Here is a 13,827-nt window from a genome sequence, read left to right as displayed (position 1 = left end):
TCTTTAACGAGGGCTATTATGGCTGTATTAACCGTTGCAGTGGTTGTCTGCGAAAATTTTAGCCCGTTTCATTTATCTATACCGAGTATGGTTTTCAGCGACACGCTCTATGAAGAAAAACAGTTTGAACTTTTTTTCTGTGCAGAAAAACCGGGTACGGTTGCCTCTGAACACGGTTTTTCTATCAACGTTGAGCACGATTTTTCAGCGTTGGAAAAAGCTGATTTGATCGTGGTTCCCTACTGGAACCATCCAGATACGTGCCCTTCTACGCGACTTCTGGATGCATTACGTGTTGCAGAAGCACGCAAAGCACAGATCGCCGGATTATGCTTAGGCACCTATGTGCTGGCTTATGCTGGGTTGTTAGATGGCCGCCGCGCATCAACACACTGGGCGTTTGAGCAGGATTTTATCGCCCGCTTTCTTGATGTGCGATTGGACACCAATGCGCTCTATGTTGAAGATGAACATCTGATTACGTCTGCGGGCACGGTGGCAGCAATTGACTGCTGCCTTTATCTGGTGCGCCAGCATTGCGGCAGCGCTATCGCTAACCGTGCCGCTCGCCGCTTGGTTATTCCGCCTTATCGGGAAGGTGGGCAGGCCCAGTTTATTGAACATCCTGTGCCGGAGAATACACGGGATAGCAAAATCAATCAGTTGCTGGATTATCTGCGCAGCCATCTCCGCGCTCCCCACTCTTTGGATGCATTGGCGAGCCGCGTACAGATGAGTCGCAGAACATTTACCCGGCATTTCTTCCGTGCCACGGGCATGACGGTCAGCGACTGGTTAACGGCAGAACGGCTTCGCCATAGCCAGGTATTACTGGAATCGACATCCCATTCAATCGAAGCGATTGCGGATAGTGTGGGGTTTCAGTCAGTGGTGACATTTCGCCAGCAGTTTAAACAACGTTTTAGCGTTAACCCAACCGACTGGCGTAAAACGTTTCAGGATAAAAGTAGCGTTCGCTAATCCTCATTTTGCACAGAAAAGTAGCCAGATCATTATGCTATTGGTGAAGCTACAGATCGCCGCCTATCTTTAAAATGTGATTATGATCACATTCACCAATACTGCTAATACAACACCTCACTGACAAACACACGCCCTTTCTGACTAACGTTAACCGTCCATCGTTACTCTCTGTTTATCCACGATAAAACATGGAGAACCTATGCAACCACGCAATACGAAGCTGATTATTTTCAGCGACCTCGATGGGTCATTGCTTGACCATGAGACCTACCGATGGGATGACGCGCAACCCTGGCTGACGCGGCTGACGAATGAAGCAATTCCGCTGATTATTACCACCAGTAAAACAGCGGCCGAAGTTGAGCCATTACGGCAGGCGCTTGGGCTGGATGATTATCCTTATATTGCTGAAAACGGCGCCATTGCGACACTGCCGCCGACATGGCGACCTCATCCTGACTACCCAAGGAAGAGGATGGGTTCAGGGTATTCCATTATCCGCACACAGCTAGAGCAACTGCGCGCATCCGGTTTTCGCTTCAAAGGCTTTGGTGATATGAGCGGTAAGGAAGTAGCAGAAGTCACAGGGTTAAGCGAGCAAGACGCCCGACTAGCGCAACAGCGTGAAGCCTCTGAACCGTTGCTTTGGCTGGATGATGCCAGCAGATTACCGCATTTTCGCCAATTATTGGCGGATATGGGTTTGGCGCTGACGCAAGGCGGTCGCTTCTATCACGTCATGAGCGCTCAAACGAGTAAGGGATTTACGGCTAACTGGATAAAAACACAGTATATCGAGAAATACGATACTGACGTCAAAACCCTCGGCCTCGGCGATGGCCCGAACGATATCTCTCTTTTATGCACCGTAGACTGTGCTGTATTAATTAAAGGTATTGAAAATCAAATTGTTAGCCTCCCTGGGTCGTATGGCGGTGAACAATATTGCACAAAGAATTCAGGGCCTCGGGGCTGGAGCGAAGGACTGGATCACTTTATCAGCAACGGTCATTTCTTGGCATGAATGAGCCACAAGATGGTATGGGAGCACACGATGAGCGAATTTTATCAAGATGGCATCATTACCAATTTTCACAATCTCACTCAGAGACGTACGGAAGAGTTGGAGTATGAACTTCAGGTATTTTCCGGGCAAAACAGCATGGGACTGATTTTGCCATCGCTCTATTCTGAGCTGGAAGGTCCTGCGCTGAACCACATTATCGAGCAGCTATCCCAGGTTTCTTACCTTGGCGAAATTGTGATTGGGCTGGATCGCGCCGATCGGGAACAGTTTCTTTACGCTCGAGAATTTTTCTCTCGTCTACCGCAGCGGCATCGTATTTTGTGGAACGATGGCCCGCGACTGAAAGCACTCAGCGACGAGTTGGCAGAAAAATCGCTGGCACCGCGTGAACTCGGCAAAGGCAGAAATGTCTGGTTTTGCGTCGGCTACACGCTGGCATCGCGTCGCTCTGCCTGTGTCGCCTTACACGATTGTGACATTGTCACCTATGATCGTGCGATGTTGGCTCGCCTGCTCTATCCTGTGGCGAATCCGCACTTCAGTTACGACTTCTGCAAAGGCTATTACGCCCGCGTTGCTGAGGGAAAACTGAATGGCCGCGTGGGACGCCTACTGGTTTATCCGTTACTAAAATCGCTGCAAAAGGTCTACGGTAATTCCGACTATCTGGATTACATGCGCAGTTACCGTTATCCGCTTTCCGGCGAATTTGCGATGCGCACCGCAATCCTGAATAACCTGCGCATTCCAAGCGATTGGGGACTGGAGATTGGTGTGCTATCAGAGATCCATCGAGGAACAGCAACTCGCCGTATTTGTCAGGTAGACATTGCGGATCGCTACGACCATAAACATCAGCCGATGTCTGAAGACGATCCGAACGCAGGATTGCAGCGCATGGCGGCGGATATCACAAAAGCGCTGTATCGCAAGCTGGCCATTCTTGGTGTGAATATCACCACAGATTCTTTCCGTGTCCTGCGTGCGACCTACTATCGCACCGCTCTTGATATGATCGATGCCTTCGAACACGATGCCCGTATGAACGGCCTGAGTTTTGACCGCCATAAAGAAGAGTCGGCTGTGGAGTTGTTTTCCGATGTGATCACCTTTTCCGGCCATGCCTTCAGCGATAGTCCAGGTGATAAACCGTTTGTACCGAGCTGGAACCGCGTGCAGTCTGCTTTTCCCGATATTCTTGACCGGTTGTACGCTGCGGTAGAAGCCGACAATCAGGAAGCGTGACTCAATCGCTATCTCGTAGGGCAAGCGCATCATGATGCATCATTTTATGCGTCATGATGGATCTCTTGCATAAGTAACACCGATCCTTTGATTTAATCACCTGATGAATAAATCAATTTTTTTTACCTTTGATCGATACGCAATAAAGGTGAAATTTCCCGCCATACGGGAAAACTTGTCGTAAGAAAATATTATTTCATCTATTTGACAAGGTATTAGAGATCGAGCGATTGGGAAAACTGGCGCGCTTTATGCTTTAGCTCTCCTGTCATTATGTAACTAAGGAGAGTGTTTTGATGAATTTTTTAATCAATGAAAGCGACGTGTTAAACCCGAAACGCAGAGCATTATTAAAACTTTCTGGCGCCTTGCTGGGGACGGCTGCGGTAACCACAGGATTAAGTTCGCGAGTGTTTGCCGAGACACAGCCTGAGAGCGCAGCATTTACCGCACCGTCGGCCGATAACCCAATCCGTATTAACTTCAATGAGAATCCACTGGGGATGTCACCCAAGGCGCAAGCCGCCGCACGTGATGCGGTGGTGAAAGCCAACCGCTACGCAAAGAATGAAATTTTGATGCTTGGCAATAAACTGGCAGCGCATCATCAGGTGGAGGCCCCTTCCATTTTGCTGACGGCAGGCTCATCCGAGGGCATCCGGGCAGCGATTGAAGCCTACGCATCGTTGGATGCGCAACTGGTCATTCCTGAATTAACCTACGGTGACGGCGAGCACTTTGCCAAAATTGCCGGAATGAAAGTCACAAAAGTCAAAATGCTCGACAACTGGGCGTTCGATATTGAAGGGCTAAAAGCGGCCGTTGCGGGTTACAGTGGCCCTTCCATTGTTTATCTGGTCAATCCTAACAACCCAACGGGCACGATTACGCCTGCGGATTTAATCGAACCGTGGATTGCCAGCAAGCCTGCCAATACGATGTTTATCGTCGATGAAGCCTACGCCGAATTCGTCAATGACCCACGTTTTCGCTCTATTTCGCCGATGATTACTCAAGGCGCAGAAAATATTATTCTGCTCAAAACCTTTTCCAAAATACACGCGATGGCCGGTATGCGCGTTGGGTATGCCGTTGCGCATCCCACCGTGATTGCGTTGATGGGACGGTATGTCGCGGGTGAAAAAATTAACTTTAGCGGCGTGGATGCCGCACTGGCGTCCATGAACGACTCGGCATTTATTACCTACAGTAAAAAGAGTAATGATGTGTCGCGTCAAATCTTGTTGAAGGCGCTAGATGACCTGAAATTGCCGTACTTGCCGTCAGAAGGGAATTTTGTTTTCCATCAGTTGGTCGTTCCGCTCAAGGATTACCAAAAGCATATGGCAGACGCTGGCGTGCTGATCGGCCGTGCGTTTCCTCCGGCGGATAACTGGTGCCGTATCTCACTAGGCACACCGCAGGAAATGCAGTGGGTCGCGGATACCATGCGAGAATTCCGTAACAAGAACTGGATTTAATTATCCGTTATACCTGTCTTGTCGCACTGTTATGGCGCGATATCCGCCCCTCTTCCTGAGGGGCAATTATTCCTGAACCGTATCGTTGAAACCGGAGTAACGCTTGACCCACGGGGAATTGCGCGGCTAAATGATCTCATGCCTTTCATTATTTATATCGATATCAGGCACAAACAGAATATGAAAACGGTCAGGGAGAAAAAAGCATGATTATTTTTGTTACCGGTGCAACAGCTGGGTTTGGTGAGTCAATTACCCGTAAATTTATTAGCGCGGGCCATAAAGTGATCGCGACGGGCCGCCGTCAGGAACGTCTGGATGCGCTGAAGGCTGAGCTGGGCGATGCGTTATATCCGCTAAAATTAGACGTGCGCGATCGTCAGGCGATTGAGCAGGCCGTTGCCTCTCTGCCTGCCGAATGGCGGGCGATTGATGTGCTGGTGAATAACGCTGGACTGGCGCTAGGCCTGGAGCCTGCACATAAGGCATCGGTAGACGATTGGGAAAATATGATCGATACCAATAACAAAGGCTTGGTGTTTATGACGCGCGCGCTGCTACCTGACATGGTAGAGCGCAATATCGGTCATGTTATTAACATCGGTTCTACCGCAGGAAATTGGCCATACGCAGGCGGTAACGTATACGGTGCCAGCAAAGCGTTCGTGCAGCAGTTTAGCCTGGGATTACGCGCCGATCTGTCTGGCACCCGGATCCGTGTGACGAATATCGAACCGGGTCTGGTCGGTGGAACTGAGTTCTCAGCCGTGCGTTTCAAGGGTAACGACGACAAAGTCAGCAAAACCTACGACAACACGACACCGTTGACCGCTGAAGATGTGTCTGAAGCTGTTTTCTGGGTTGCTACCCTGCCAGCACACGTCAACATCAACACGCTGGAAATGATGCCAGTTAGCCAATCTTTTGCAGGGTTAAGCGTACATCGCGAAGGCTGATAATCGCCGACAGGACGAGAATTAAGGGTGTGAACGTGGTTTCATGCCCTTTTCTATGATGTCACAAACAGCATTTAACCCGATGTTGCACGGTTATAGTGCCGTTGAAGCGAAGGATGTATACTTATCTTTATAGGCAACCTTTCGTTTTGCACGAAGCGCGAAGGTTACAGGGAACGGCGGTCGCCTTTTGTTGTCTATCGCTTGCCGTGCGCTTGTTATCGTTTTACGGCATCGGCGTTTGTTTTTATCATTCGTTCTGTCAAGGTGAAACATGAACCACTACTCCTTTTCCTCTTTGATTCGGGCCTTCATCCCGCTTTCTCTGGTTATCGTTTCCGCTGCCTGGCAGCCTGCCGCACTGGCTGATACGCGCCATATCATTGTCGACTCTGGCGACAGCGCGTTGTCGAAAGAAGCGGCGCGTCAAAGCAAAGAGCAATGGGATTCAACCCGCTCGCTGCGTAATAAAGTTAATAACCGCGTTGAGAAAGAATTCGATAAAACTGAAAAATCCATTGATGGGCGTGAGAAGTGCAACGCGAGCTATAACGTCAATGCTTATTGGGAAAATACGACCGATCGCTGCCTCGATCGTCGTACAGGTCGTCCGGTTGCCCCATAATTCTTTACCCACGCCTTCTGGCGTGGGTTTCCCCTTTCCTCTTCGTATTGCAGCAAATTAATCTGCATTCGAGGATGACATCACCTTTAAATTCAACGATTAGCGCTACACCGCAGCAACACGCGTTTTTATCCAAAATGGAGTGCACCAGGATGAATATGGATTTAGCACGGTTATTTTCACGCCCTTTTCACATCAAGCTGTGGGGCCTGCTGATCATGTGCTTGTTGGTCAGTTCATGCGCAAGCACATACCCGAAAACGGACAACATCACGCATATCGCCAACAACAACGGGACGCTTATCGCTGAGTCCAATACCTACGTTTACACATTCCCCGACGCAAGAACGCAAAAGGAGTATCAGGACTATTACGCGTTTTATCGCGATTATAAAGACATCATTATTGGTGTGAGGGTCGACTTTTCTCTCCATAATGGCCAAGTCTATGCGAGCTATAAAAATATGATTGATACTCGCCGGTTGACCAAAGCGCAGGAACTCGATTTACGCGAGCTCTACGCGGCACAAATTCCCACGACGATGGGAAAAGGCGAAGTCACGTTTAGCGCGAAAGGCACATTCAGTAAGAAAGAAGGTTCGCTGGTCAGCCCGACAGACAATGGACGCTTGCCGCAGCCAATCCCCGTTGTAATCAATAGCAGCGATAACTCGGGTAAAGAAGTACTGCTTGCCCCTCTCATGATTCCGGCCGTTATCCTTTTCCCGCTGTTTATGATGTATGGCTGCGCCACCGGCCCCTGCGTCTAGAGTGTTTCCTGGCCATCATTGATGGTCTGATTTCGCCGCTTTTTCGCGTTATCCTCATCGTTTGATATACTCAAATAGACTTTTTTCAGAGAAAAGGATCAAAAGATGAAAAAAACCGTCATTTTTAGTGCCGCGTTATTCCTGGTTGCTCCATTGGCTGCACAGGCATCTTGCGAGAGCGTGAAAGCGGATATTACCCAGAAAATCATCGCCAATGGTGTGCCAGAATCCGGTTTTACGCTGGATATTGTACCGAACGATCAGGTGAATCAAGCCGGTGGTCAGGTGGTGGGTCACTGCGAGAGTGATTCACACAAGATTGTTTACACCCGTCATGCCGATGGTGAAGCTAATGCTGAAAGCGCACCTGCGCCAGCTGAAGGCCAGCCGACGACCACACCGTAAACCCTTCTCTATATGTTCAAAAGGCGCTTTCGCGCCTTTTCTTTTGCTGGTATTCCTGTCTGGTTTACGTCTGTCCTGGTCGCTGACTCGCGGGGATCATTCTGGCGGAAAGCAGCGTAATAGCCGCGATGAGTGCGGAAACGATAAATACGCCGTGGATTGACGAAGCGACTTGCGATGCCAGCGTATCGAGCTGATTTACGCTCAGTAAAATGCGCTTGGCTGGGTCCATGAGCGTCTGGAGAGGATCGCTCACTTCCGGTAATCGCCAGTGCAGATTGATATTCAGCGTGGCTCCAAGAATTGCCGTTCCCAGCGCGGAACCCAACATTCGGGTAAACATCGCGGAGGCGGTCGCAATGCCACGAATGGAGTAGTCCACCGAATTTTGTATCGATACCAGAAACGTGGTGCTGCTCAGCCCCATCCCTGAACCGATCAAAAATGCGGCTAGCCGCGCCCACATAAGATTGCTGTCCGGTTGAACCGTTAATAATGTCAGACTGCCGATAATCAGTACAATACCGCCGCACATCGCCGTAAACCGGTAAGATGTCCACAGCATTAACCGTCCGCTCAGCGTGCTGGCCAGCGGCCAGCCAATCGACATCATCGCCAATATACTGCCCGCTTCCAATGGAGTTTTACCCATCACGCCCTGAATAAACGTCGGCAAAAAGGCGCTCACGCCCATCATAGCGGCCCCGACGACTAATCCGCCGAGATTGCCGGCGATAATGACTCGGTTGCGCCACAGCGCCAGCGGAAACAGCGGTTCCTGCGTACGTTTTTCCTGTCGAACCAGCAGAATGCCGCCCACGACGGAGAGCGCAAGCAGAGGAATCACCCAGTAGCCAAATACCTCAGCTTGTAGCAGTGCCATCAGCAAGCTGGCAACGGACACAACCAGATAGAACGCGCCCGTCCAGTCCAACTGATGCTGACGAACGACATTGATCGTCGGCAGATAACGAGCCAGCAGGAAGATAGAGAATAGCCCAATCGGCACATTGACCCAGAACACCAGTGCCCAGTTGAAGTGTTGCACAATGAACGCCCCGAGCAACGGGCCAATAATGGCGGAAAAGCCCCACACGCTGGATAAATAGCCCTGTATTTTCGGGCGTTCGGTTGAGCTGTACACATCGGCAACAATGGTGAATGCAATCGGTGTAATCGCCCCTGCGCCCAGCCCCTGCAAGGTACGGAAGACAATCAACCAGCCCATCTGCGTCGAAAACCCGCACAGAATCGACCCCAGCAGGAACACAATCATGCCGAAGAAGAAAATCTTTTTACGACCATACAGATCGGCCAATCGGCCATAAATCGGAATGCTGATCGACTGCGTCAACAAATAACCTGCAAAGACCCAACCTAGTAGGGAAAATCCACCTAAATCCGCGATGATAGTGGGAAGCGCTGTCGCGACAATTGTCACTTCAATCGCTGCCGTGAACATGGCTAACATACAGGCAATTAAGATCCAATGGCGATGTGGGACAGGTGTTTGTTTCTGGTTATTCTCTGTTTTCATTATATTTTCAAGATAAGAAGAAAAACTGCCTGTGAGTATAACAGGTGGCGTTACGGAGGAAATTTATTCCCGCAGAGATGCGGGAATAGAGGGCTAAAAGAAATTAGTAGCTGACGGCGGAAAGATCGATATAAGACGACAGATCCCGCTGTTCGGCACGCGGCAAGTAAGGCAGTTCACCCAGTTGCGGTGCCGGAATTTTTTTCCGCAGAACGTTAATAATTTCTGCGTAATTTGCCAGACCAGGATTAATACGGTTGGCAACCCAGCCGACCAGCGGCAGCCCATCATTGATGATCGCCTGCGCCGTCAACAGCGCATGGCTGATGCAGCCCAGCTTGATGCCGACAACCAGCACGACAGGAAGCTGTTCCTGTACCACCCATTCGGAATATGGACGCAGATCGTTCATGACGGTTCGCCATCCCCCCGTGCCTTCAACCACCACGATATCGGCTATCTCGCCCATGTGGCGCAGACCCTGTGTCATCGTGCAGTAATCAATGGCGTCTTCACTGGCGCTGATTTCATCTTCTCGCAGTGCGATGGGATTAACCATCTTATAGGGTAATTCCAGCGTGGAGGCTGCTTGAAGCAACAGTGCATCTTTATTGCGCAGGCCAGCTTCCGTCTCTTGACACCCTTTTGCTATCGGTTTGTAACCTGCAACCGATTTGCCTGCCTGCGCCAGTTTTTGCAGTAGCGCCTTGGATACCACTGTTTTGCCAACGGCGGTATCAGTACCAGTGACAAAAATACGTTTCAACATGGGATAACTCCAGACCACCTGAATACCAAAAAACAAGCACAGCTAAAATGCTTTCCAAGCGTGAAAGTCTAGGCTATGCCTCATTCGGGCGGTTTGCGTTAGCGCAATGTTTTGTTGCTCTACACCTTTATGGTTATCCCTGCAACAATTTAACTAGCAGCGTTCCATTGTAGAGAGCATCTTTTACCAGTGCGGCACCGGGCATCGTGCCCTGATTGTAAAACTGAGTAGCTTCCACCTGGATGTTGTGACTATAGGGCGGGAATGATTGTTGTTGAATACAGCCTAAAATTGCAGGGTGTAAAATGCTGGCTGCTTTATTCAGGGGGGAACCGACCAGAATTTTATCGGGGTTGAAGAGATTCACCATGATGGCGACAATTCGGCCCACGTTATTACCCACATCGTTAATGATATCTTTAGCTAACTGATCGCCTTTGAGCGCAGCATCGCACAAGTTTTCAACGCTGAGCGGTGAACCGTGCAGAAGCGAACTCATGGAGGTATTCATGCGCTGTTGTGCCAGTTCCAGCATATTTTCCGTGCTGGCGACCGTTTCCAGACAGCCGTGATTGCCGCAATAGCAACGCTTGCCATAAGGATCGACCTGCGTATGCCCGATCTCGACCAGATTCCGACTCCCTGCGTGCAGAATGCGTCCTCCGGTAATCACGCCCGCACCGACGTTATGGTCGATCACCACCTGAATCACATTTTGGCAATCGCGTGATGCGCCGTATAGCGCTTCGGCCATCGTCCAGCCGCAGATATCGTGCTGCAAATACACTGGCAGGCCCGTGCGCAGTGCCAGTGCTGGACCAATCGCCATTTCCTCAACGTCATAAAATGGCATCCGATGAATAATGCCCTTGCTGGCATCAATCATGCCCGGCGCAGTAATCGCGATTGCCGTTAACCGCTCCAGCCGTTTTTGGTGACGAATAAAAAACTGATCGATTTCATTCAGAATGCGGTCGAGCAGTGGCTGCGGAGCTTCTGCGGGAAGCGGAATTTCTTCCTCCACAACCAGCTTACTGCTGAGATCACGCAGCGCCAATAACAGGGTATTGTGGCTAATGCGTGCAGAAAGATAGTGCCAGGCCTGGGTATCCAGAATCAGGCCGATAGCGGGACGCCCTCTGCTGCCAACATCCTGATATTCAGTTTCCTGTACCAGATGAGCTTCCAGCAGTTCGCGGACGATTTTGGTTATACTGGCGGGTGCGAGCTGAGCGCGTTTGGACAGTTCGATACGTGATATCGGGCCGTACTTATCGATCAGCCGATAGACTGCACCGGCATTAATTTGTTTGATTTGATCGATGTGTCCTGGTTGACCGTCGGCAATCACAAACCTGGCTCCTACGCATTATATACCCATCATATTTCAAGCTGCCTATGCGTTGGCTACAACCCGAATTATTTAGGGTATAACTGGCACTGCTGTTGAAAAATTCATCTTTATTATCGCGGTATGACTATTTTTCACGCTGCAAAATAAAAAAACTGCGGGTATGGTGGGGCTTTTCACTAAACTCGTCAAATATTTGATTCGTTATGTGATTTAGCGCGCATATTTAAAATATTATCTACCCAACATCAGCGACATCAGCATGTTAGCCGCTGCACTTTGCGGATGATGTCGCGCCGTAACCAGCCAGACTTCCGTTGTGGCGTCCTCTTCTTCCAGCAGCAAATATTTCACGCCATCGACCCGGATACGCAAAAATGACGCAGGCAAAATGGACACGCCCAATCCCGCCGATACCAGCCCAACGATGGTCATCGCCTCACCTACCTCTTGCGTGATGTAAGGGCTGATGCCATAGCGTTTCAACAGCGTCAGCGTGTCGTCATACAGTGCGGTTCCAACCGCGCGGGAGAAGAAAACGAACGGCTCATTTGCCAACTGTGTGATGTTGATTGCCCGCCCTGCGGCCTGCTGCGCTAAGGGATGGGATTCCTGCACTACGGCGATCAGCGGTTCGCGTAATAGTAGTTGATGATCCAGTGCGTCCGGTAACGGGTTATTGCGCATAATGCCGATATCAAGCTTACCGTTCAGCAGCGGTTCAATTTGCTGCTTGGTGTTGAGCTCGATCATCTGAATATGCACTTCCGGGTACGTTTGGCGAAAACGCAGCAGGCTGCTGGAGATCTTTTTGATGAACGGCGCGGACGACGTAAAGCCGATTGTTAATTCCCCAATCTCGCCGCGTTGAATGCGGGACGCCCGCTCTGCCGCCTGATCAACCTGACTGATAATCGACCAGGCTTCTTTCAGGAACATTGCGCCTGCTGGCGTAAGTTGAACATTCCGGTTGTTGCGCGCTAAAAGTTTCGCCCCCACCTGCTCCTCCAGAATTTGAATCTGTTGGCTTAGTGGCGGCTGTGAAATGCGTAATCTTTCAGCAGCTCGGCCAAAATGTAGCTCTTCGGCGACAGCAATAAAATAGCGAAGGTGACGCAGTTCTATATTCATATGTTAAACGTATCAATCATGATTATTAATATATTATACAAAATAATATCACTCTTCTATGATCGGCTTATTGTTGTTTTACGTCTGATTTACCTTTCCCGCTAAGGAATTATTGTGAGTAACCTGCCATCTTCTGCACCGAACGACTGGCCTATTTCTACGGTCGACGCTGCGGACGATATTGCCCCGAAATCTTCTGGAAAAACACCTTATATCACGCGTGGTACACCACAATTTATGCGTGTCACGCTCGCGCTATTTTCCGCTGGGTTAGCAACGTTCGCCCTGCTGTATTGTGTACAACCGCTGCTGCCGGTGTTATCTCAGGATTTTGGTATTTCTCCAGCAACCAGCAGTTTGTCACTTTCCGTCTCAACGGTGATGCTGGCTTTTGGCCTGTTGTTCACCGGCCCTCTGTCCGACACGATTGGTCGTAAGAATGTGATGGCCGTGTCGCTGATGCTGGCTGCAATCTGTACCATAATTTGTGCTTTTATGACCAGTTGGAACGGCATATTGATTATGCGGGCGATGATTGGCCTGTCGCTAAGTGGTGTCGCGGCTGTCGCCATGAGTTACCTGAGTGAAGAAATTCACCCCAGCGTGCTGGCGTTTTCGATGGGGTTATATATCAGCGGTAACTCGATTGGAGGAATGAGCGGACGTTTGGTCAGCGGCGTGTTAACGGACTATTTCCCATGGCGAGTTGCTATCGGTGCAATCGGCATACTAGCGCTCATTGCGGCGATAACGTTTTGGCGAATTCTGCCGGAATCACGCCATTTCCGCCCCGGCTCACTACGCCCGAAAACGCTATTACTGAATAGTAAACTGCACTGGCGCGATGCAGGCTTGCCGCTGCTGTTCCTTGAGGGATTTTTGCTGATGGGCGCATTCGTTACCCTGTTTAACTACATCGGGTATCGACTGTTAGCTCCGCCGTATTTAATCAGTCAGGCGGTGGTTGGCTTACTTTCGGTGGTCTATCTCACCGGAAGTTACAGTTCACCGAAAGCCGGTGCGTTAACGTCCCGCTACGGACGCGGCCCGGTGCTGAGTATTTCGATTCTTCTGATGCTAATCGGATTAGGGATAACGGCACTGAGCCCGCTATTCGCTATCTTTGGCGGGATGATGCTCTTTACCGCAGGTTTCTTCGCTGCCCACTCGGTAGCGAGCAGTTGGATTGGGCAACGTGCGCGGCGCGCGAAAGGTCAGGCTTCGTCCATGTATCTCTTTTCTTACTATCTGGGCTCAAGCTTGGCAGGCACGCTAGGGGGATTCTTTTGGCATTCATTCGGCTGGATGGGGATCACAGTGTTTCTCGCGACGCTCTTACTTCTCGCGTTGGTAGTCAGCCTGATACTAAAACACCGTATTTAATCTCTTTTATTACCGGGGTTTACCTGCATCAGGGTAAACTCCGCGTTGTTTCTACTCCCTTCCTCAATATTATCCCACCAGCCCTGCTTGAAAATAACGATAATCACAATTGCTGAAGTGTGTATTTATGAGTATAAACATAAGTATGTTGTAACTAAATTGG

At 50.0% G+C, this 13,827-nt stretch carries 13 protein-coding genes; 9 read left to right on the top strand and 4 right to left on the bottom strand.

Annotation, left to right across the window (positions count from 1 at the left end; translation table 11 throughout):
• Positions 1–18: 18 nt before the first annotated feature.
• From GZ59_RS11150 to GZ59_RS11115, 8 genes are all read left to right on the top strand, one after another.
• Complete coding sequence (locus GZ59_RS11150) at positions 19–981, top strand: GlxA family transcriptional regulator (RefSeq protein ID WP_011093805.1); 963 nt, start codon at positions 19–21, stop codon at positions 979–981.
• A 202-nt stretch (positions 982–1,183) separates the two neighbouring features.
• Positions 1,184–2,008, top strand: a complete 825-nt coding sequence (locus GZ59_RS11145; RefSeq protein WP_039291806.1) for a mannosyl-3-phosphoglycerate phosphatase-related protein — start codon at positions 1,184–1,186, stop codon at positions 2,006–2,008.
• A gap of 30 nt (positions 2,009–2,038) precedes the next feature.
• Complete coding sequence (locus GZ59_RS11140) at positions 2,039–3,256, top strand: glycosyltransferase family protein (protein WP_039294981.1); 1,218 nt, start codon at positions 2,039–2,041, stop codon at positions 3,254–3,256.
• A 296-nt stretch (positions 3,257–3,552) separates the two neighbouring features.
• Positions 3,553–4,737 (top strand): pyridoxal phosphate-dependent aminotransferase, encoded by a 1,185-nt coding sequence (locus tag GZ59_RS11135; RefSeq protein ID WP_039291803.1) that lies wholly within the window; start codon positions 3,553–3,555, stop codon positions 4,735–4,737.
• Between the two features lie 206 nt (positions 4,738–4,943).
• Positions 4,944–5,693, top strand: coding sequence for a bifunctional NADP-dependent 3-hydroxy acid dehydrogenase/3-hydroxypropionate dehydrogenase YdfG (gene ydfG, locus GZ59_RS11130; protein WP_039291800.1), 750 nt, complete (start codon positions 4,944–4,946; stop codon positions 5,691–5,693).
• A gap of 274 nt (positions 5,694–5,967) precedes the next feature.
• Entirely contained in the window at positions 5,968–6,318 is a 351-nt protein-coding gene (locus GZ59_RS11125) for a DUF1283 family protein (protein ID WP_039291798.1), read from the top strand.
• A gap of 152 nt (positions 6,319–6,470) precedes the next feature.
• Positions 6,471–7,088 carry a hypothetical protein gene (locus GZ59_RS11120; RefSeq protein ID WP_011093812.1) on the top strand — a complete coding sequence of 206 codons (618 nt, stop codon included), beginning with the start codon at positions 6,471–6,473 and terminating at the stop codon, positions 7,086–7,088.
• Positions 7,089–7,193: 105 nt separating this feature from the next.
• Positions 7,194–7,493: a DUF1161 domain-containing protein gene (locus tag GZ59_RS11115; RefSeq protein ID WP_011093813.1), complete on the top strand. Its 300-nt coding sequence runs from the start codon at positions 7,194–7,196 to the stop codon at positions 7,491–7,493.
• A gap of 64 nt (positions 7,494–7,557) precedes the next feature.
• On the opposite strand, the gene GZ59_RS11110 is transcribed toward GZ59_RS11115, so the two are convergent.
• From GZ59_RS11110 to GZ59_RS11095, 4 genes are all read right to left on the bottom strand, one after another.
• The gene (locus tag GZ59_RS11110) at positions 7,558–9,030 is read right to left on the bottom strand and encodes an MDR family MFS transporter (protein WP_011093814.1); all 1,473 of its coding nucleotides are present in this window, start codon (positions 9,028–9,030) and stop codon (positions 7,558–7,560) included.
• Between the two features lie 103 nt (positions 9,031–9,133).
• A complete protein-coding gene (bioD, locus tag GZ59_RS11105) occupies positions 9,134–9,799 on the bottom strand; it encodes a dethiobiotin synthase (RefSeq protein ID WP_011093815.1) in 666 nt (221 codons plus the stop codon).
• A gap of 133 nt (positions 9,800–9,932) precedes the next feature.
• Positions 9,933–11,150 (bottom strand): sugar metabolism global transcriptional regulator Mlc, encoded by a 1,218-nt coding sequence (gene mlc, locus GZ59_RS11100; RefSeq protein ID WP_011093816.1) that lies wholly within the window; start codon positions 11,148–11,150, stop codon positions 9,933–9,935.
• A gap of 234 nt (positions 11,151–11,384) precedes the next feature.
• Positions 11,385–12,281, bottom strand: coding sequence for a LysR family transcriptional regulator (locus GZ59_RS11095; protein ID WP_011093817.1), 897 nt, complete (start codon positions 12,279–12,281; stop codon positions 11,385–11,387).
• 114 nt (positions 12,282–12,395) lie between these two features.
• Here GZ59_RS11095 and GZ59_RS11090 point away from each other — a divergent pair, with 114 nt between their 5' ends.
• Positions 12,396–13,664, top strand: a complete 1,269-nt coding sequence (locus tag GZ59_RS11090) for an MFS transporter (protein ID WP_011093818.1) — start codon at positions 12,396–12,398, stop codon at positions 13,662–13,664.
• Positions 13,665–13,827: the final 163 nt, after the last annotated feature.

This window comes from Pectobacterium atrosepticum, from assembly GCF_000740965.1.
Taxonomy (GTDB): domain Bacteria; phylum Pseudomonadota; class Gammaproteobacteria; order Enterobacterales; family Enterobacteriaceae; genus Pectobacterium; species Pectobacterium atrosepticum.
Note: the sequence above shows the minus strand (reverse complement) of the source record. Positions and strands in the feature narration are given on the sequence as shown.

What these genes read in the sequence shown, in the direction of transcription:
- GZ59_RS11150 (WP_011093805.1), top strand. Translation starts at nt 19, where the DNA reads ATGGCTGTATTAACCGTTGCAGTGGTTGTCTGCGAAAATTTTAGCCCG.
- GZ59_RS11145 (WP_039291806.1), top strand. Translation starts at nt 1,184, where the DNA reads ATGCAACCACGCAATACGAAGCTGATTATTTTCAGCGACCTCGATGGG.
- GZ59_RS11140 (WP_039294981.1), top strand. Translation starts at nt 2,039, where the DNA reads ATGAGCGAATTTTATCAAGATGGCATCATTACCAATTTTCACAATCTC.
- GZ59_RS11135 (WP_039291803.1), top strand. Translation starts at nt 3,553, where the DNA reads ATGAATTTTTTAATCAATGAAAGCGACGTGTTAAACCCGAAACGCAGA.
- ydfG (WP_039291800.1), top strand. Translation starts at nt 4,944, where the DNA reads ATGATTATTTTTGTTACCGGTGCAACAGCTGGGTTTGGTGAGTCAATT.
- GZ59_RS11125 (WP_039291798.1), top strand. Translation starts at nt 5,968, where the DNA reads ATGAACCACTACTCCTTTTCCTCTTTGATTCGGGCCTTCATCCCGCTT.
- GZ59_RS11120 (WP_011093812.1), top strand. Translation starts at nt 6,471, where the DNA reads ATGAATATGGATTTAGCACGGTTATTTTCACGCCCTTTTCACATCAAG.
- GZ59_RS11115 (WP_011093813.1), top strand. Translation starts at nt 7,194, where the DNA reads ATGAAAAAAACCGTCATTTTTAGTGCCGCGTTATTCCTGGTTGCTCCA.
- GZ59_RS11110 (WP_011093814.1), bottom strand. Translation starts at nt 9,030, where the DNA reads ATGAAAACAGAGAATAACCAGAAACAAACACCTGTCCCACATCGCCAT.
- bioD (WP_011093815.1), bottom strand. Translation starts at nt 9,799, where the DNA reads ATGTTGAAACGTATTTTTGTCACTGGTACTGATACCGCCGTTGGCAAA.
- GZ59_RS11095 (WP_011093817.1), bottom strand. Translation starts at nt 12,281, where the DNA reads ATGAATATAGAACTGCGTCACCTTCGCTATTTTATTGCTGTCGCCGAA.